Source organism: Pseudomonas citronellolis (genome assembly GCF_001586155.1).
Lineage (GTDB): Bacteria > Pseudomonadota > Gammaproteobacteria > Pseudomonadales > Pseudomonadaceae > Pseudomonas > Pseudomonas citronellolis.
In genome coordinates, this window is the sequence record NZ_CP014158.1 from 3540301 (window position 1) to 3558697 (window position 18397).

Annotated in this window: 16 protein-coding genes; 4 read left to right on the top strand and 12 right to left on the bottom strand. The window is 67.3% G+C overall.

What is annotated here, in order from left to right; translation table 11 throughout:
- Positions 1 to 6 precede the first annotated feature (6 nt).
- The gene (locus PcP3B5_RS15430) at positions 7 to 474 is read right to left on the bottom strand and encodes a RidA family protein (protein ID WP_043272826.1); all 468 of its coding nucleotides are present in this window, start codon (positions 472 to 474) and stop codon (positions 7 to 9) included.
- A gap of 173 nt (positions 475 to 647) precedes the next feature.
- Here PcP3B5_RS15430 and PcP3B5_RS15435 point away from each other — a divergent pair, with 173 nt between their 5' ends.
- Entirely contained in the window at positions 648 to 1550 is a 903-nt protein-coding gene (locus PcP3B5_RS15435) for a LysR substrate-binding domain-containing protein (protein WP_009621927.1), read from the top strand.
- A gap of 23 nt (positions 1551 to 1573) precedes the next feature.
- Here the strand turns inward: PcP3B5_RS15435 and PcP3B5_RS15440 are convergent, their stop codons facing one another.
- The 8 genes from PcP3B5_RS15440 to PcP3B5_RS15475 all read right to left on the bottom strand — a co-directional run bounded on the left by PcP3B5_RS15440 (position 1574) and on the right by PcP3B5_RS15475 (position 12323).
- Positions 1574 to 2335: a maleate cis-trans isomerase family protein gene (locus PcP3B5_RS15440; protein WP_009621924.1), complete on the bottom strand. Its 762-nt coding sequence runs from the start codon at positions 2333 to 2335 to the stop codon at positions 1574 to 1576.
- A gap of 12 nt (positions 2336 to 2347) precedes the next feature.
- On the bottom strand, positions 2348 to 3682 hold the full coding sequence (locus tag PcP3B5_RS15445) for a type III PLP-dependent enzyme domain-containing protein (RefSeq protein ID WP_061561779.1): 1335 nt from the start codon (positions 3680 to 3682) through the stop codon (positions 2348 to 2350).
- Between the two features lie 11 nt (positions 3683 to 3693).
- The gene (locus tag PcP3B5_RS15450) at positions 3694 to 4836 is read right to left on the bottom strand and encodes a M20 family metallopeptidase (protein WP_061561780.1); all 1143 of its coding nucleotides are present in this window, start codon (positions 4834 to 4836) and stop codon (positions 3694 to 3696) included.
- Between the two features lie 288 nt (positions 4837 to 5124).
- A complete protein-coding gene (locus tag PcP3B5_RS15455; RefSeq protein ID WP_043272827.1) occupies positions 5125 to 6600 on the bottom strand; it encodes an aldehyde dehydrogenase family protein in 1476 nt (491 codons plus the stop codon).
- A gap of 44 nt (positions 6601 to 6644) precedes the next feature.
- Positions 6645 to 8276 (bottom strand): GMC family oxidoreductase, encoded by a 1632-nt coding sequence (locus tag PcP3B5_RS15460; RefSeq protein WP_061561781.1) that lies wholly within the window; start codon positions 8274 to 8276, stop codon positions 6645 to 6647.
- Positions 8273 to 10300, bottom strand: a complete 2028-nt coding sequence (locus PcP3B5_RS15465; protein WP_051879238.1) for an ABC transporter permease — start codon at positions 10298 to 10300, stop codon at positions 8273 to 8275. Before PcP3B5_RS15465 ends, PcP3B5_RS15460 begins: the two co-directional genes overlap by 4 nt.
- A gap of 11 nt (positions 10301 to 10311) precedes the next feature.
- On the bottom strand, positions 10312 to 11346 hold the full coding sequence (locus tag PcP3B5_RS15470; protein ID WP_081884733.1) for a quaternary amine ABC transporter ATP-binding protein: 1035 nt from the start codon (positions 11344 to 11346) through the stop codon (positions 10312 to 10314).
- Positions 11347 to 11423: 77 nt separating this feature from the next.
- Positions 11424 to 12323, bottom strand: a complete 900-nt coding sequence (locus tag PcP3B5_RS15475) for a glycine betaine ABC transporter substrate-binding protein (protein WP_009621909.1) — start codon at positions 12321 to 12323, stop codon at positions 11424 to 11426.
- 390 nt (positions 12324 to 12713) lie between these two features.
- Between PcP3B5_RS15475 and PcP3B5_RS15480 the strand changes: the two genes are divergently transcribed.
- Positions 12714 to 13652, top strand: coding sequence for a dihydrodipicolinate synthase family protein (locus PcP3B5_RS15480; RefSeq protein WP_043272829.1), 939 nt, complete (start codon positions 12714 to 12716; stop codon positions 13650 to 13652).
- Positions 13653 to 13655: 3 nt separating this feature from the next.
- Here PcP3B5_RS15480 and PcP3B5_RS15485 read toward each other — a convergent pair whose 3' ends face one another.
- Positions 13656 to 14540: a LysR substrate-binding domain-containing protein gene (locus tag PcP3B5_RS15485; RefSeq protein WP_061561782.1), complete on the bottom strand. Its 885-nt coding sequence runs from the start codon at positions 14538 to 14540 to the stop codon at positions 13656 to 13658.
- A 280-nt stretch (positions 14541 to 14820) separates the two neighbouring features.
- Between PcP3B5_RS15485 and PcP3B5_RS15490 the strand changes: the two genes are divergently transcribed.
- A complete protein-coding gene (locus PcP3B5_RS15490) occupies positions 14821 to 15885 on the top strand; it encodes a Dyp-type peroxidase (RefSeq protein WP_203228497.1) in 1065 nt (354 codons plus the stop codon).
- Positions 15878 to 16687 (top strand): family 1 encapsulin nanocompartment shell protein, encoded by an 810-nt coding sequence (locus PcP3B5_RS15495; protein ID WP_061561783.1) that lies wholly within the window; start codon positions 15878 to 15880, stop codon positions 16685 to 16687. The genes PcP3B5_RS15490 and PcP3B5_RS15495 overlap by 8 nt, the downstream gene beginning before the upstream one ends.
- A gap of 217 nt (positions 16688 to 16904) precedes the next feature.
- On the opposite strand, the gene PcP3B5_RS15500 is transcribed toward PcP3B5_RS15495, so the two are convergent.
- Together PcP3B5_RS15500 and cydB are read right to left on the bottom strand one after the other, a co-directional pair.
- Complete coding sequence (locus PcP3B5_RS15500; RefSeq protein ID WP_043272832.1) at positions 16905 to 17240, bottom strand: histone-like nucleoid-structuring protein, MvaT/MvaU family; 336 nt, start codon at positions 17238 to 17240, stop codon at positions 16905 to 16907.
- 134 nt (positions 17241 to 17374) lie between these two features.
- Positions 17375 to 18391, bottom strand: coding sequence for a cytochrome d ubiquinol oxidase subunit II (gene cydB, locus PcP3B5_RS15505; protein ID WP_043272833.1), 1017 nt, complete (start codon positions 18389 to 18391; stop codon positions 17375 to 17377).
- Positions 18392 to 18397: the final 6 nt, after the last annotated feature.

Genomic DNA, 18397 nt, shown 5'->3' on the forward strand with positions numbered 1-18397 from the left:
ATGCGCCTAGCGCAGTTCTGCGACCAACTCCACCTCGACGCAGGCGCCGCTGGGGATCTGCGCCACGCCGAAGGCGCTGCGGGCATGCTTGCCCGGCGCGCCGAGGATGTGTTCGAGGGTTTCCGAGAAGCCGTTGGCGACGATGTGGTGTTCCCGATACTGCGAACCGCTATTGACCAGGCAGAGTACCTTGACGATGCGCGCGATGCGGTTGAGGTCCCCGGTCGCCGCCTGCAGGGTGCCCAGCACGTCGATGGCGATGTTACGCGCCGCGCGGATGCCGGTTTCGGTGTCCATGTCCGTGCCCAACTGGCCCACCCAGGGCTGGCCCTTCTGCTTGGCGATATGCCCGGACAGGAACAGCAACTTTCCCGATTCCACGAAAGGCACATAAGCGGCCACCGGAATACCCGGCGGGCTCAATACGATACCGGCTTCTTCGATGCGTCCGTAAATGGAATTCGAATCACTCATTTCGACTCTCTCGGGATATTATAAGCAGCAATAAAACTCAAACTTTAGAGCAGCACTAACAGCTGAACTTTCGACGCTAGATTCTTTCAATCCGAGGCTTGATACAAGTTACTCTTTTCATCTAACCTGTAAATCAAACTAACATCTCAGCCTCGTGCAAGAGGGACTCCGAAATGCCCAGCATTCCTCCGCTCGCCAGCCTCCGCGCCTTCGAGGCCGCGGCGCGCCTGCGCAGCGTCACCAAGGCCGCGGCCGAGCTGAACGTCACGCATCCGGCCATCAGCCACCAGATCAAGCAGCTCGAGGACCACTTCGGCGTGCAGATGGTGCAGCGCGTCGGACGCGGGATAGTGCCCACGCCGATTGGCGAACAACTCTCAAATCTACTAACGGATTCATTCCAGCAGATCGAGAACTTCTGCGATGAAATAATCCGCTCCAAGAAAGGCAAGACACTGTCCGTCGCCTCGGTTGCCTCATTCGCTTCACGCTGGCTCATTCCGCGACTGCCGAAGTTCATGGCGGCCCATCCGGATATCGATATCCGGGTCATTTACGCGCCCCATGAAATATTCGAGATGCGCAGTGACTGCGATGTCGTGATCCGTTACCAGGCACACCCCGTCGCGGCCAATGAAGTGGGCGTCGAACTCTTTTCCGGTGAATCCCGCCCCCTGTGCAGCCCCGCCTTCGTGGCCCGCTACGGCGACCTCTCGACGCCGGAGAAGATCGCCCGCGTACCGCTGCTGCACGACAACGACCGCGAGGTCTGGGCCTCCTGGTTCAAGTCCGCCGGCGTCGAGCTCAACGCCCCGCTGGCCGGCATCGTCTACGAAGATTTCAACCTGATGAGCACCGCCGCCATCGCCGGCCACGGCGTGGCCCTGTGCCCGGTGGAGCTGGTGCGCGAAGACATCGCCCAGAACAACCTGGTGGTGCTGTCCGACATCGGCGTCAAATGCGATGGCAACTACTTGCTGTTGCACCGCAAGGTACCGAGCAACACCGTGCTGACCTTCCGCGACTGGATGCTCAAGGAAGTGAAGCGCGACGCAGGCAAGCCGGCTCGCGACTGACTTGCGCCGCCCAGGGCTCCGGCTCAGTGCTCGAACAGCCGGCCGAAGCCCTTCACCGGCGCAGCAGCCTTGCCCAGGCGCAGGGCATGCCAGAAGGTGGCCTGGTTGCTTGAGATGACGAACTTGCCGGTTTCCCGTTCGAGCCTTTCGATCACGTTCAACGAACGGATGGCGGTGCACGACAGGAAGATCGCGTCCGCGCTTTGCCAATCCAGCGCAAGCGCCTGTTGCAGCAACAGCTCCTCGCTGATTCGCGCATGGTTGTCGTCCAGGTCGACGCCCAGGCACGCCACGCTGCTTAGCTCCAAGCCATTGGATTCGAAGAACGCCACGGCCGCCTCGGTCACCGACAGCGTATAGGGCGTCAGCATGGCCACGCGCTTCGCACCGACCGCGCGCAGGGCCTCCACTACCGCGATCGCCGGGTTGGTCACCGCGATGCCCTCGCGGCCAAGCTGCACGGCGGCCTCCACTTCCGGCGTGCCGATCAGCATCGAGGCGGCGGTGCAACCGAACACCGCCACGTCCAGCCGTGAGCGCGGCAGGATGAGCTGCGCGATGTTGGGCAGCTCGCGCTCCAGTTCGCGGAAGGTTTCCTCGGTGTTCGGCTCGCGAAGCCGTATCCGGGTGGTGAACACGGCCACCTCGTCGGTGTTCGCCATGCGGTGGAAGTCACGCTCGATGGCGACATCGGCGGACAACGCGATCAGGCCGACGCGCAGCTGTTCGCCATAGGCGGGGCCGGCGGGGGTGGGAATGCGGATTTCGTTGATTTCAGCGCTCATCGTTGCTCCAGCTCAGAAGAAGGTACGTATGGCCGAGCGGACGTCGTAGACGTCGTCCACCACGGGGATCAGTTGCCACTTGTCGAAGGTGGTGCAGGGATGGGAAATGCCGAAGCCGATCAGGTCGCCGACCTGCACGTCGGCCTGCGCGTCGCACTGCACGAATGCGTGCTGGTCGTTGAGGCGGGTCACCCGGTACTGCGCATCCAGCGCCCTGGGCCGGGCGCCGAAGGCCGGCCGGTAATGCAGGCGCGCCACCGGCATCTCGAAGTCGAAGCTGATGTCGCGCTTGCCCACGGTGACGATGAAGGTCCCCGGCTCCGGGCGGGACTGGACGATGCCCCACACCTCCAGCGCCCCCGCCAGGTGCGGGGCGATGCCATCCAGTTCCGGCTGGCGCGCGAGCAGGCGGTCGAAGGCCCGCGCATAGGCCAGGTGGTCGTGGGCGAGGTAGCAGCCGCTGCGGATCACCACCACCTGCCCTTGCAGCGCGCGCCACTCGCTCAGCCGCTTCACGACGATGTCGAAGTATTCCGACCCGCCGCTGGACAACACGATCTCCCCTGCCGCGAACCACCCCGCCGCCAGGCAGTCGCTGGCGAGCCCGAGCATGGCCTGGAGCATGCGCTCGATGCGCGGCAGCTTGTCTTCCTCCGGCAGCCCGGGGAACACGCTTTCGTAGGACTCCAGGCCACGCAGCTCGACGATATCGCTACCAGCTATGCGCTGCGCCAATGCGCACGCTTCGGCTGCATCGCGCAGGCCCGTGCGGCCACCCGGCGCGCCGACTTCCAGCAGCACGCCGAGGCGGCGTTTCAGCGCCCTGCCCCGCCCGCCTTCGAGCAGCGCCTCTAGGGACGACGCGGAGTCGACTATCACCAGCAGCTCGGCACCCTCCTCGCGCGCCAGCTCATCGAACAGCAGGGCGACGTTCTGCCGGCCGAGCACCTGATTGGCGATGAGGATGCGCGGCACACCGAAGCGGCGCAGGACCGCCACCTGGTTCGCGGTGGCAGCCGTCAGCGCCCAGGCGCCGTCTTCCAGCTGGGCCTGGAACAGCTGCGGCGACATGCTGGTCTTGACGTGGGGCGCGATCCGCGCGCCGGTATGGCGCAGGAACGCTTTCATCCATTCGCGGTTGTTCTGCACGGCGCTGCGCTTGAGCACCGCGACGGGGAACGCCAGATCCTGGTTCAGCAGGTTCCAGCCCTGCTGGCCGATCTCGCGGAACGCGATGGGCGCCAGTGTCGGCGGCAGACCCTTGCAGGTGCCGTCGACCGGCTGCGCATCCAGTGCCTGCATGGCCCGCTCGAAGGCGGCGGGCAGTTTCGGCTCGATGTCGTTCATCGCGCGGCCCGTCATGCCAGGTAGCGCAGGGCGATGTCGGCGAAGATGCGCGCGGAGGCTTCGAGCTTGTCGAGCTCGACGTACTCGTCCACCGAGCCGCTTTTGCCCACTTCGCCGGGGCCGATGATGACCATGGGGACGTTGAGCGCGGGCGCTATCACCGCGGCGTCGGAGTAGTAGGAAACCCCGGTCACCACCGGCTCGGCGCCGCGCTCGGCGGTCACCGAGGAAACGCACAGCGAGACGAAGGGGTGCTCCAGCGGGGTGTCGATCGGCGGCTTCTCGTCGACGACTTCCAGGCTGACGTGGGGGCCGGCGATGGCCTGGAACTGCTGGACCACGTCGTCCGCGGTTAGGCCCGGCACGGTGCGGATGTCGATGCAGGCGTGGCACTCGGGGGCGATCAGCGGCCAGGAAATGCCGCCCTCGATCATGCCGACATTGACGGTCGGCGAGCCCAGCATCGGATGCACCGGGGCCTGCAGCTTCAGGTCGCGCACCCGGCAGAGGAACTCGGCCATGCGCAGGATCGCGCTGCCGCGATCGCCAGTGCGGTCCGCGGAGAAGGCGTTGTGGCCGTACTCGCCCTTGGCGGTGGCGCGAATCCACAGGGCGCCCTTCTCGGCGGTGAAGACGTCGAGGGAAGTCGGCTCGCTCACCAGCAGCGCACCGGCGCCGGCCAGCGCGCCACTTTCCACCAGGTGCTTGGCGCCCAGGCAGCTGGAGTTCTCCGCCGCGCTGAAGGCGAGGATCAGGTCGCCCTGGAGTTCGTCCTTGCGCTGCTGCATGGCGATGCCGGCCACCACCATGGCGGCCAGCGCGGCCTTCATGTCGGTGGCGCCGCGGCCGTAGAGGCGGCCATCCTTCACCAGCGCGCCGAAAGGCGGCACGCTCCACTCGCCCTCGTTGACACTGATGGTGTCCAGGTGGGCGGAGAAGATCAGTGCCGGGCGCTGGCCCTTGCCCTTGATCCGGGCGACCACGTTGGCGCGGTTCTCGCCGATGGATTGCAGTTCGCTTTCGATGCCGAAGTCGGCGAGTACCGAGGCGACCAACTGGGCGGCCGGCAGCTCATTGCCCGGCGGATCGAAGGTGACCAGTTGGATCAGCCGGCGGGACAGATCGAGAAGCAGGGTGTTGTCGATGTCGCTCATGAAACCTTCTCCAGGGCAGTGAGTGTCGCTCCCGCGTCGGCGCGGGCGGCGAGCATGATCGGTACGGCGGGAGCATCCACGGGGGCTCGTCCCGGCCGCTGGAGCCAGTTAACGGTCTCCCGCACGGGGGCTCAATTGATTAAATTTGCGTACCTGTAAGCTGGGCTTACACGAGCCCGGGCCCTGCAAGGACGCGCCTCGCCGGCCGGCGGTCGGGCATAAAAAACTGCCGCCGCACCGGGTGGGCGCGGCGGCAGAAAGCGTGGCAAACGGGTGTTTCGAGGCGCCTCAGCGGGCGTTGAAATGGCCCCAGGCATCCGCGCTGGTGTAGGTGGTGACCTGCTTGAGTTCGAGGAACTCGTGCATGCCCCACTCGCCCAGCCCGCGACGGAACCCGCTCTGCTTCACCCCGCCCCAGGGCGCCTGGATGAAGGCCGGCCCCGAGCAGTTGGCCCAGACGATGCCGGCGACCAGTTGCGCGGCGACCCGCTCGCGGCGTTCGCCGTCGTCGGAGAGCACCGCCGCAGCCAGGCCGTAGCGGCTGTCGTTGGCCAGTTCAATGGCCTGCGCCTCGTTGCCGAAGCGGGCGACGCAGAGCACCGGGCCGAAGACTTCCTCGCGCCACAGCACGTTGTCGCGGGAGACATCCAGCGCCACCGTCGGTAGGTAGAAATAGCCCTTGTCCAGTTGCCCGGGAGCCTCGCCGCCGCACAGCAGCCGGGCGCCCTGCTCCACGCCCTGGCGGACCAGGGCGGCGACGCGCTCGCGCTGGGCCGCGCTGATTAGCGGGCCGACCTGGGTCGAGTCGTCCAGCCCCGCTCCGACGCGCAGGCCCTGCACCGCGTGCCGCAGCTTCTCCAGCAGCGCGTCGAAGATCGAGTCCTGCACCAGCACGCGGCTGGTGGCGGCGCAGACCTGCCCCTGGTTGTACATCGAGCCCATCAGAATCCACTCGACCGCATGGTCCAGGTCGACGTCGTCGAAGACAATCATCGCCGACTTGCCGCCCAGCTCCAGCGCCAGGTCGCCGATCAGATTGGCGCGCGCCTGCATGACCTTGCGGCCCGACTCCGTGCCGCCGGTGAAGGACACCTTGGCAATGCCCGGGTGCGCGGCCACGGCGGCACCGCATTCGCTGCCCAGCCCGCACACCACGTTCAGCACGCCGGCCGGCAGCCCCGCTTCTTCGGCGATGCGCGCCAGGCGCAGGGTGGTCAGGGAGGCTAGCTCGGAGGGCTTGAGCACCACCGTACAGCCCGCTGCCAGAGCCGGCGCCACCTTCCAGGCGGCGTTCACCAGGGGGAAGTTCCACGGCACGATCAGCCCGACGACGCCCGCCGGCTCATGGCGCAGCTTCACTTCGAAACGCGGGTCGGACACTTCTACCGGCGTGCCCTGCTGGCCGTCCAGCGCTTCGGCAAGTCCCGCGTAGTATTCGAAGCAGGCCACGGCGTCGCTCATGTCGTAGCGCGCCTCGGTGATGGGCTTGCCGCAGTCGCGCACTTCCAGCTCGGCCAGGGCGCCGGCCTGTTGCTGGATGCCGGCGGCGATCGCCCGCAGCAGACGGGCCCGCTGCGCGCCGGTGGTGCGGCGCCAGCCGGCGGCCAGGGCGGCTTCGGCGGCCTGCACCGCGGCGTCGACCTCCGCCGCGCCGCTGCGCGGGATTTCCGCGAAGTTTTCTTCGCTGGCCGGGTCGGTCACCGGCAGCGTTTCGCCGGACAGGCTCTGGCACCAGCGCCCATTGATAAAGTTGAGATTCTGCATCGTTGCCTTCTTCGGTGTTGTTGCTGGACAGCTGTCGTCGAGCCTCAGGCCGGGATCTTCAGGCCGTTGCGACGCTCTTCGACGATGAGTTCCGCGGCGCGCTCGCCGATCATGATCGAGGGCGCGTTGGTATTGCCGCCGACGATGGTCGGCATGATCGACGCATCCACCACCCGTAGCCCGCGGATGCCATGGACGCGCAACCGGGCATCGACCACGGCCATATCGTCGCTACCCATCTTGCAGGTCCCCACCGGGTGGTAATGGCTGCCGGAGAGGTAGCTCATGTACTGGTCGATCTGGGCGTCGGTGGTGCAGTTCCGGCTTTCCGCGAACTCTTCGCCCACCAGGGCCCGCAGCGGCTCCTGGCGGAACAGTTCGCGAGCCAGGCGGAACGCGCGGCGGTTGGTGGCCTTGTCGGCCTCGTCGCTGAGGAAGCGGTGGCTGATCCGCGGCGGGTCCAGCGGATCGGCGGAATTGAGCGTGACCTCGCCGCGGCTCCGGGGGCGGCAGACCGCCCACTGGATCGCCAGGGCATGGCGGCGCGGCCAGGGGTCGTTGGCGCTGTTGGGGTTGACCGCGCTGGGGAACATCAGGAACTGCACGTCGGGCCGGGCAAGCTCCGGCAGCGTCTTGACGAAGGCCAGGGCGTTCATCGGGAATACCGAGAACGGCCCCTCGCGGCGCACCACGTACTGCAGCAGCGCGGACACGGCGTTCACCGGGTTCATCAGGCGGTAGTAGGTGTCCGAGGTGCGGCTTTCGTACTGGATGGTGGAACCGAAGTGGTCCTGCAGGTTCCGCCCCACGCCGGGCAGCACGTGGCGGGTGGCGATGCCGTGCTCGGCGAGCAGCTCGGGATCGCCGACGCCGGAAAGCATCAGCAGTTGCGGGGACTGGTAGGCGCCGGCGGACAGCACCGTGTCCATTCGCGCGCGGAAGGTCGCCTCCCTGCCCTTGTGGCGCACCACCACGCCCTCGCAGACGTCGCCGTCGAGCAGCAGGCGACAGGCGACGGCGCCGGTCAGGATCGTGAGGTTGCCGCGGTCCTTCGCCGGCCGCAGGTAGGCGCGCGCCGACGAGCAGCGGGCCACCGATTCATGGGTGTGTGTGTACTGCGACCAGGCGAAGCCTTCCTGGCTGGGGCCGTTGTAGTCCGGGTTGGCGGCGAAGCCCATGCGCGTGCCGGCATCGATGAAGGCCTGGTAGACGCTGTGCTGGTAATGCCCGAACGAGGTTTCCAGCGGCCCGCTGTCGCCGCGCAGCGGGCTCGGCCCCGCCTCCCAGCGCTCGGAGCGCATGAAGCACGGCAGGACCGAGTCGAAGCCCCAGCCCGGGTTGCCCAGCGCTTCCCACTCGTCGTAGTCCAGGGCGTTGCCGCGCACATAGAGCTTGCCGTTGATCGACGAGCTGCCGCCCAGCACCCGCCCGCGCGGCAGGTCGAAGCGCTGGCCCTGCAGCTCGGGCTCCGGCTCGGACTTGAACGACCAGTCGTAGCGGGTGCCCACGGTGACGGCCTCCCCCAGGGGGAAGGAGAAGCGTGGGTCCCAGTCCTTCGGCCCGGCCTCCAGCAGCAGCACCGAGACCGCCGGGTCCTCCGAAAGTCGGCCCGCCAGGGCGCAGCCCGCCGATCCGGCGCCGACGATGATGTAGTCGTATTGCTTGGAGCCACTCATGCTTTCTTCCCCGAAACCCGCTTCTCGCCGGGTGTTAGCTTGTTGACGGCCGCCCGCACGATGCGGTCGACCGAGATGGCCAGCGCCGCGATGCCCAGGCCCGCGATCAGGCCCTGGCCCGGCTGCACGCGGCCGATGGCCGAGAGTGTTTCCGCCTCCAGCCCCTGCGCGCCCACCAGGGCGACCACGATCAGCATGCCGAAGGACAGCATGATGGTCTGGTTGACCCCCAGCAGCATCTGCGGGAACGCCAGCGGCAGTTGCACGTGGAAGAACTCCTGCAGCGGCGTGCAGCCGTTCATGCGGGCGACTTCCTTGTACTCGCCGCCCACCTGCTGGAGGCTCGCGGCGACGTAGCGGCTTACCGGCGCGAGGCCGAACAGGACGATGGCGACGAAGGCGGCGAAGTCGCCCACCTCGAAGAGCACCACCACCGGAATCAGGTAGACGAAGGCCGGCAAGGTCTGCAGGGTGTCGGCGAATACCTCCAGCACCGCGTAGGCCCGGCGGTTGAGGCCGGCCAGGATGCCCAGCGGCAGGCCCAGGGCGATGGCGGTGAGGGTCGAGACCATCACCAGGTACAGCGACAGCATCGCCTTGGGCCACAGGCCGAACAGCGCCACGGCGCCGAGCAGCAGCACCACCATCGCCGCCAGCCTGCGCCCGCCGACCGCCAGCGCCAGGGCGCCCATGCCCAGCAGGGTGGTGAGCCAGCCGAAGGCGCCGAACAGCTCGCGAGCCGGGCGCAGCAGCCAGGAAATCATGCCGTCACGCAAGGCCGACAGCTCGGCCTGGTAGGCGAGGTTGAAGACCCGCAGCTGCTGGTTGAGGAACTTGCCCGGCTGGAACTCCAGCGCGCTGGGGAAGTGCGCGGCCGCCGGGAAGAACCACACGGCAACCACGCCCAGCAGCACGATGGCCAGACACAGCGGCAGCAGCGGCAGCCTGCTGCGCGCCTGACCCTGCTCGGGGCGGCGCATGACCCAGGTACGGCAGGCGCGATCGAGCATGATGGCCATCAGGGTGATCGCCACGCCAGCCACCAGGGCGCCACCCAGGCGCATGGACTTCAGGCCCTTGAGTACCTCGGCGCCCAGGCCTTCACCGCCGATGATCGCGCAGATGATTACGGTGGAGAACGTCAGCATGATGACCTGGTTCAGGCCCGTGAGCAGCGTCGCCCTGGCCGCCGGGACCTGCACGCTCCAGCAGCGCTGGCGCGGGGTGCAGCCGGTGATCTCGGCCAACTCGATGATCGAGCGCGGGGTGCGACGCAGGGCGAAGGTGGTGATGCGCGCCATCGGCGGCATCGCGTACACCACCAGCGCCACCAGGCCGGCGACCGGACCGAAGCCGAAGAACACCACGATCAGCACCAGGTAGGAGAAGATCGGCAGCGTCTGCATGGTGTCGTAGAACGGCTCCAGGATCGCCTCGGCCAGCGGGTGCCGGTACGCCAGGATGCCCAGCAGCAGCCCCAGCCCGCAGCCGATGGGAATGGCGACCATCACCGTCACCAGTGTCTGCAGCGCGGAGTCCCACAGGCCGGTGAACAGGAAGTACGCCAGGCACGCGCCCACCAGCAGGGCCAGGCGCTTGCCACCGAAACGCAGGCTGGTCAGCAGGCACACCAGGGCCACGGAGAACCACGGGATGGCGGGAATCCACAGCGGGCCGCCGCCGAACAGGCTGAACCTGAAGCCTTGGGTCAGCACGCCGGTGAGTAGGCGCTCCGGCCACGATAGCAGCGACGCTATTGCCCGGGTGAGATCGACGAGGGTCCAGGGCCCGACGCTGAGCGCGGTGACCGCGCCGAGAAAGCGGGTGACGTAGCTGCCGGCATCGACCGCCCAGGCCTGCGGGAAAGTGCGCGCCCACTCCAGTTGGTTGAGCAAGGCCAGCAGGCCGAGGGCAAGCGCCGTCAGGGCGACACTCAGCAGCGGGCGCAGGGCCTTGCCCGTGCGCGGCTTGCCGGCGGAAGCGTTGTTGTCCGGGGTGGCCGGCTCTGCGAGCAGGTTCGTCATGGCAGGACTCGTCATTTCTTCAACCACTTCGAGTAGGAGACCCGGGAAACCTGGCCGACGACGGCGCCGTCGGCGTCCACCACGGCGATGGGGCGGTCCGCTTCGATCAGGCGCTGGGCCGCCTGGCCGACCTTCATCTCCAGGCTGAACGGCGCTTCGCCGTCCATGTCGGCGCTGGCGGGTTCCAGCAGCGCCCGCAGCGAAACCACCTTCTCCCGCGGGATGTCCTGCACGAACGCCTTCACGTAGTCGTTGGCCGGCCGCAGCACCAGGTCCTCCGCGGTGCCGATCTGGAGGATCTCGCCGTGCTGCATGATCGCGATCCGGTCGCCCAGGCGCACGGCCTCGTCGAAGTCGTGGGTGACGAAGACGATGGTCTTGCGCAGGCTCGACTGCAGGCGGATGAACTCGTTCTGCATCTCCTTGCGGATCAGCGGGTCGAGCGCGGAGAACGGTTCGTCGAGGAACCAGATCGCCGGGTCGGTGACCAGGCTCCGGGCGATGCCCACGCGCTGCTGCTGGCCGCCGGACAGCTCGTGAGGGTAGAAGGATTCGCGGCCGGCCAGGCCGACGAGCTCGAGAACCCGCCGGGCCTCCTGCAGGCGCTGTTCGCGCGGCATTCCGTTCATGCGCAGCGGGAAGGCGATGTTCTCCAGCACCGTGAGGTGCGGCAGCAGGCCGAAGTTCTGGAAGACCATGCTGATCTTGCGCCGGCGGATGTCCCTGAGCTGCTGGCTGGTGGCGCTGGCCAGCGACTGATTGGCGATCATCACCTCGCCACAGCTGAGCGGGTAGAGCCCGGTCAGGCAGCGCAGCAGCGTGGACTTGCCCGAGCCGGAGAGCCCCATGAGGATGAAGATCTCACCCTCGCGCACTTCGAAGCTGGCTTCGCGCACGCCGGTGATGTAGCCGAGCCTGCCGAGTGTTTGCGCGTCGCGCGGCTGGCTTGCATTGCTGAGATAGCGCTCGCAGTCGGTCCCGAATACCTTCCAGACGTCGACGGCCTTGAGGGCAAGAGACTCGTTGTTCTGTACAGAAGTCGACACAATCATTACTCCCACGAAACCCGATGTTCGGCTGTTCGACGATTGCCCCAGGGCAATGCCCGTTGAACGGCCGACCGCTATTTCGCCCAGCCTTGCACCAGGTCCGCGTGCGCGGATATCCAGGTGTCGGCCTCCTCCTCGGGGGAACTTCCTTCGTTGTCGATCTGGTCCATCGCCTTGGCGACGGCGCCCTTGTCCAGGGTGAACTTCTGCAGGATCTTCTCCGCCACCGGTATTCGCGCGAACGCGGCCTTGTTGCCCAGCTTCAGGACGTCCACCTCCGGGCGCGAGTCGGGGAATTGCACGAAGGCGCCGGGGTTCTTCTCGGTGAACCAGTTGGGCGTGTACATCCAGCCCAGGATGGGTTGCTTGCGATCGATCGCGCCCTGGAAGGTCGCCAGCAGCGCGGCCGGGGAACCCGAGTTCACCAGGGCGAAGGGCAGTTCGAAGTGGCTGATGCGCTCATCCGAGCGCGAACCCCAGTCCGCCGGCGCATCGACGAAGCGCCCCTTGGGCGCGGTACCGGCGGTGGCGAGGGCCGCCGCGCACTTCGGCTGCTTGAGCGCTTCCCACGAGGGCAAGCCCGGGCAGACCTCCACCAGGTACTGCGGATACCACCAGCCCTCGGTGACCTTCACGCCGGTAGGCCCGTAGTTGTTGACCTTGCCGGAGGCCAGGGCGGCCTTGGTCATCTCCACACCCGTGGTCTGCCATGCGCCCAGGGTCACGTCGATATCGCCCGTCTGCACCGCGGTGTACTGCGCGGCGGAGTCCACGGTGACGTATTTGACCTCGTAGCCCGCCTGCTTGAGCGCCTGGCCGTACACGGCGGCGATGAAGTCCGAATCCGATGAGTTGATGAACGAGATCTTCACCGGTTCGGCCACCTCGGGAACGGCCGCCTGGACCGTGGCGATGGAGGCTCCCAGCAACGCCAGCATGCTGATGATCAACTGGCCTGACTTACGATTCTTCATACTCGAACGCCCTCGATGAATTGTTCTTGGAGGATTGGGCAGTGGTCATGGGTACGGCAGGAATTCGTTCTTGTTCTTCACTTCGGTTCAGCAATGGCCGCTCCGGTAAAAACGGATTACAGGAGCGACCGCCGTGGACTCACAATGCCCCCGAGGACGGGGCCCAACAAGTCACTTTTTTTGGCCACCTGTAAACGCCATGAACGGTTCCGGCAAAGCCCGCGCAGGCCCATGGCCGTGCGGCTTCTGGGCTGCTCCGAAGAGGCCGTTCGCGCCCTCGCCCGCCTTCGCGAAACGCATGGGTTCCATGAGTTTTGCCCGTTTTGGAAAAGCCCCGGGCGCGGCCTAGTCTGGGTTCGCCCTGCAACCCAAGCCTCCAAGGAGCACCCGATGCGACTGACCGCCCATGCCCAAGGCGTTTATCCGATAGCCCCGACGCCGTTTCTCGAGAATGGCAGCGTCGACCACGCCTCCATCGACCGACTGATCGACTTCTACCTGTCCTCCGGCGCCAGCGGCATCACCGTGCTCGGGCAACTGGGGGAAGCGGCGAAGCTGGAACACGGCGAATCGCTGGAGGTGGCCACGCGGATGATCCGCCGCGCTGGCGACCTGCCGGTGGTGGTGGGCGTGACGGCGCCGGGCTTCGCGGCGATGCGCGCGCTCACCCGGGAAGTCATGGAGCGCGGCGCCGCCGGGGTGATGATCGCCCCGCCCAATACGCTGCGGACCGACGACCAGATCGTCGGCTACTACCACCAGGCCGTGGAGGCCATCGGCAGCGACGTCCCGTTCGTGCTGCAGGACTACCCGCTGACCTTCTCGGTGCAGATGTCGCCGGGCGTCATCCGGCGCATCGTCAACGAACTCGACACTTGCGTGATGCTCAAGCACGAGGACTGGCCGGGCCTGGAGAAGATCAGCGCGCTGCGCCGCTTCGAAGCCGAAGGCAGCATGCGGCGCATCTCCATCCTCTGCGGCAACAATGCCCTGTTCCTGGACCAGGAGCTTCGACGCGGGGCGGACGGGGCCAACACCGGTTACTGCTTCCCGGACATGCTCTGCGAGATGCTCGCCACGATCCGCGCCGGCAACATCGAGCAGGGCCTGGACCTTTTCGATGCGCATCTGCCGCTGCTGCGCTACGAACAGCAGCCCGGCGTAGGGCTCGCCGTGCGCAAGTACGTGCTGATGCGCCGTGGCCTGCTGCGCAGCGATCGCCAACGGCGCCCGTTCACACCGCTGTCGGAGCAGGCGACAGAGGAAGTCGAGACGCTGCTCGCCCGGCTGGCCCGGCGCGACTCCCGCGCCGCCCTGGAACCGCGCTGAGGGCTACAGCTCGCCGAGCAGCCAGTCCCTGAACGCCAGGAAAGCCTCGTCGTGGACCCTGTGGCCCGGTGCGACGAGGTAATAGCCGGTGCCGCGCAGCCGCGCCGAGTCGAGCGGAATCCTCAGCGCTCCGCTGGCCAGTTCGTCCTCCACCAGGAAGCGCGGCACCAGCCCGGCGCCGAGGCCGGCGCAGACCGCCTGGAGCAGGTGGGCGGTGAGTTCGAACTGCGGCCCGAGCCTCAGCGCTTCACCGCCCAGGCCCTGTGCCCGGAACCAGTCGCGCCACAGGTCGGGCCTGGCCACCACCCGCAAGAGCTGCAGCGCGGCGAGGTCGGCGGGCTGCCGGAGGGTTTCCGGCAGGCGGGTCCGCCCGCTGACCACCGGTACCAGTTCCTCCTCGAACAGTGGGTAGGCGGTGAGGCCCTGCCAGCGCCCCTCGCCCACCACTATCGCCGCATCCAGCTCGCCGTCGAAATCGACGGGGCCGACCCGCGAGTGGATATGCACCTGGATGCCGGGATTTGCCGAATAGAAGCGCGGCAGCCGCGGCAGCAGCCACTTGGAGCCGAACGCCGGCAGCACCGCCAGGTTCAGCGTCGCCGCGTGGCGCCCCAGGCGGATCACTCGCTCCGTCGCCTGGCGTATGGCAGCCAGCGCGGCGGCGACATCCTCGGCATAGCGCTTGCCGGCCTCGGTCAGCAGGATATGCCTCCCCGTCCGCTCGAACAGCGTCACCCCGAGCGACTCTTCCAGCACCTGTATCTGCCGGCTCACCGCGCTTTGGCTCAGGCACAACTCTTTTGCAGAACGCGTGAAACTGCGGTTCCTGGCGGAAGCCTCGAACGCCAGCAGCGACGACATGGACGGACAGAGCACACGAGGGTTCATCGGGTTGGCTCCCCTGGGAAACGGGTCGACAGGTTGAGGGGCTTCCGGGAAGGGAACAAGTGAGCTTTATGGACGTTTCGTCAGGCTGATTTACAACTGGCGAACGGCCGAGGCTGGCCAATGTGCTCGGAGTCTGCCGGAAATGCTGCATTGGCCTGCAAAAGCAACATGAACTTTACTGAAGCATCTTCCTCGGTGTCGCAAGCCGATAGTCGTCGACCGGCTTCACGCCCGGCGAGCAGGTGGGCGGCGTTTCCGGCGCCCGGTCCTACCCGTTGAAATGAGCCTGCAAGAGGAGCACCGCGTGTCCACAGCCGTTCCCCAGTCGGTCACCGCCCCGCTGAGCCGGGCCGCCATCTTCCTGGTGCTGACGATCAACCCCGGCCAGGCCGGCGAAACCGCCGTGCGCGCGTTGTGCGCCGACCTGCCGGGCCTGTTGCGGGCCATCGGGTTCCGCGCCCCGCAGGGGCTGCTGTCCTGCGTCATGGGCTTCGGCTCGGCGGCCTGGGACCGCCTCTTCGGCCAGCCCAGGCCGCGGGAGCTGCACCCCTTCCGCGAAATCCAGGGCGCGCACCACGCCGTGTCCACCCCGGGCGACCTGCTGTTCCACATCCGCGCCGAGCGCATGGACCTGTGCTTCGAGCTGGAAACGCAGATCATGGCCCGCCTCGGCGACGCCGTGGCCACCGCCGACGAGGTGCAGGGCTTCAGCTACTTCGATGCCCGCGACCTGCTGGGCTTCGTCGACGGCACGGAGAACCCGGCGGGCCAGGCCGCGCTGGACGCCACCCTGATCGCCGGCGAGGACGAGAACTTCGTCGCCGGCAGCTACGTCATCGTGCAGAAGTACCTGCACGACCTGGCCCGGTGGAACGCGCTGCCGGTGGCCGAGCAGGAACGGATCATCGGCCGGCACAAGCTCTCCGACATAGAGCTGGACGACGCCGTCAAGCCGAGCAACGCGCACAACGCCCTGACCACGATCATCGAAGACGGCGAACAACTGGAGATCCTGCGCGACAACATGCCCTTCGGCGATATCGCCAAGGGCGAGTTCGGCACCTATTTCATCGGCTACGCCCGTTCGCCGCGGCGCATCGAACGGATGCTCGAGAACATGTTCATCGGCCTGCCCCCGGGCAACTACGACCGCCTGCTGGACTTCAGCCGCGCGGTGACCGGCAGCCTGTTCTTCGTGCCTTCGGCCAGTTTTCTCGAACAGGTAACCCCGGACGCCAGCGTAGCTGCCGCCCCTGCCCTCCCCGCGCAGGACGGCGTGCCCCCGCTGGCGCCCCGCGACGGCTCCCTCGGCATTGGCTCACTAAAGGAATCAGGCAATGAATAACCTGCACCGTGAACTCGCCCCCATCTCCGACAAGGCCTGGGCCCAGATCGACGAAGAGGCCACGCGCACCCTCAAGCGCCACCTCGCGGCCCGTCGCGTGGTCGACGTGCCGCCGCCGGGCGGCCTCGGCCTGTCCGCGGTGGGCACCGGCCACCTGCATGCGCTGCAGGCCCCGGCGGAAGGCATCCAGGCCGCCCAGCGCGATGCCCGGGCGATCGTCGAGCTGCGCGTGCCCTTCGAGCTGAGCCGCCAGGCCATCGACGACGTGGAGCGCGGTTCGGACGATTCGGACTGGGACCCGCTGAAGGACGCCGCCCGCAAGCTGGCCTTCGCCGAGGACCGCGCGGTGTTCGATGGCTACGCCGCGGCCGGCATCCAGGGCATCCGCCAGGCCAGCAGCAACGCCGGCGTGGTGCTGCCGGCCAACGTGCGCGGCTACTCCGGCGCCGTGGCGCAGGCGCTGAGCCAGCTGCGCCTGGCCGGCGTCAACGGCCCCTATGCCCTGGTGCTGGGCGCGGACGCCTATACCGCGGCCAGCGGCGGCAGCGACGAGGGCTACCCGGTCTTCCACCACATGGAGCAGCAGGTGGACGGCGGCATCATCTGGGCCCCGGCGCTGGAAGGCGGCTTCGTGCTCAGCACGCGCGGCGGGGACTTCGAGCTGGACATCGGCCAGGACATTTCCATCGGCTATGCCAGCCACAGCGCGACGAGCGTGGAGCTGTACTTCCTGGAGACCTTCACCTTCCGGGTGCTCACCAGCGAGGCCAGCGTGGTGTTGACGCCGGGGAAAAAAGGATAATCGCCCACGCCGGACACCTCGGTGGCACGGACGGCGGCGCATAACCGCGAACGGTTATGCGCCCTACACATGTTCCCACCGAACCCACCTGTAGGAGCGGGCCCTGCCCGCGATTTCGCGCGCAGGGCGCGCCCCTGCATGGAGTAGCGTAGGTATGGGGCTGCGTGGCCCGCTCTTCGTAGGATGGGTTGAGCGAAGCGATACCCATCAATGCGAGCTAGCTGAGAATCCAGGACTCCACGACCTCCTCGCCATAGGCGTCCTTCCAGCCCAGCAGCGTCTTGTGGTCGCGGTTGTTGGTCCGCACCGTCTCGCCGGTGTGCGGGTTGCGGTAGACCTTGCGGGCGCGGATCTTCTGGTATTTCGCGCCCTTGGCCTGGTCGCCGTTGGCGATCCAGTCGGCATCGGTCTCGAGGATTTCGATGACGTCCTCCAGGGTCTTGTCGTACTCGCCCATCAGTTCGCGGAGCGATTCCACGAACGCCTGGTTGTCGAGTTCGGCGTCGTTTTCCTGGGCGGCGTCGTCACGGACTGAATCTTTATCGTCTTTCATCACAAGGCTCCGTTATCGGTATCTGTACGGGCCGGCACGGGCGGCCCGCTGGAATTCGGAAAAAAGCGTCCCCGCGCCGGGGGCGGCCGCGCTCGGGCGCGGCCACCGCCAGCTGTCGTGTGGCTCGTGGGGAGTTAGTGGTAGGCGTCTGCGGCGGTGACCTTGCCGCGGAACACGTGGTAGCTCCAGAAGGTGTACATGAGGATGATCGGGATGATGAACAGCGCGCCGATCAGGGCGAACAGCTGGCTGGACGGCGGCGAGGCGGCCTGCCAGAGGTCGATGGCCGGCGGGATGATCTTCGGCCAGATGCTCACCGCCAGGGCGAGGTAGCCGAGGAACATCAGGGCCAGCACGCTGATGAACGGCAGGTGCGAATGGCGCTTGCGCAGGTTCGACTGGACCAGGCACATCGACGCCACCGCCAGCACGGCGATCACCGCGAAGAGCACCCAGTGGCGCCCGGAGAACCACAGCTGGGCGATGTTCGGGTGCAGCCAGGCGGTCCAGGCGCAGATCACCACGATCACCGCCGCCAGCAGGTAGGTCAGCGGCCGGCTGTAGTGGCGCATGCGCGACTCCAGCATGCCCTCGGTCTTCACCAGCAGCCAGGTGCTGCCCAGCAGCGCGTAGGCCACCACCAGGCCCAGGCCGCAGAACAGCGGGAACGGCGACAGCCAGTCCAGCGGGCCGCCGGCGAACTGCCGGTCCACCACCGGGATGCCGTTGATGTAGGTGCCGATGGCCACGCCCTGGAAGAAGGTCGCCAGGAAGGAGCCGGCGATGAACGCCTTGTCCCAGATGTGGCGCTTCTGCGGCTTGGCCTTGAAGCGGAACTCGAAGGCCACGCCACGGAAGATCAGCCCGGCCAGCACCAGCACCAGCGGCAGGTACAGCGCCTCCAGGATCACCGAATAGGCCAGCGGGAAGGCGCCGTAGAGCGCGGCGGCGCCCAGCACGGCCCAGGTTTCGTTGCCGTCCCACACCGGGGCGACGGTGTTCATCATCACGTCGCGTTCACTGGAGTCGGACACCAGCGGGAAGAGAATCCCCAGCCCCAGGTCGAAGCCGTCCATGATCACGTACATCATCAGCCCGAAGGCAATGATCACGCCCCAGATGACCGACAGGTCGATACCTTGAATACCCATGTTGCA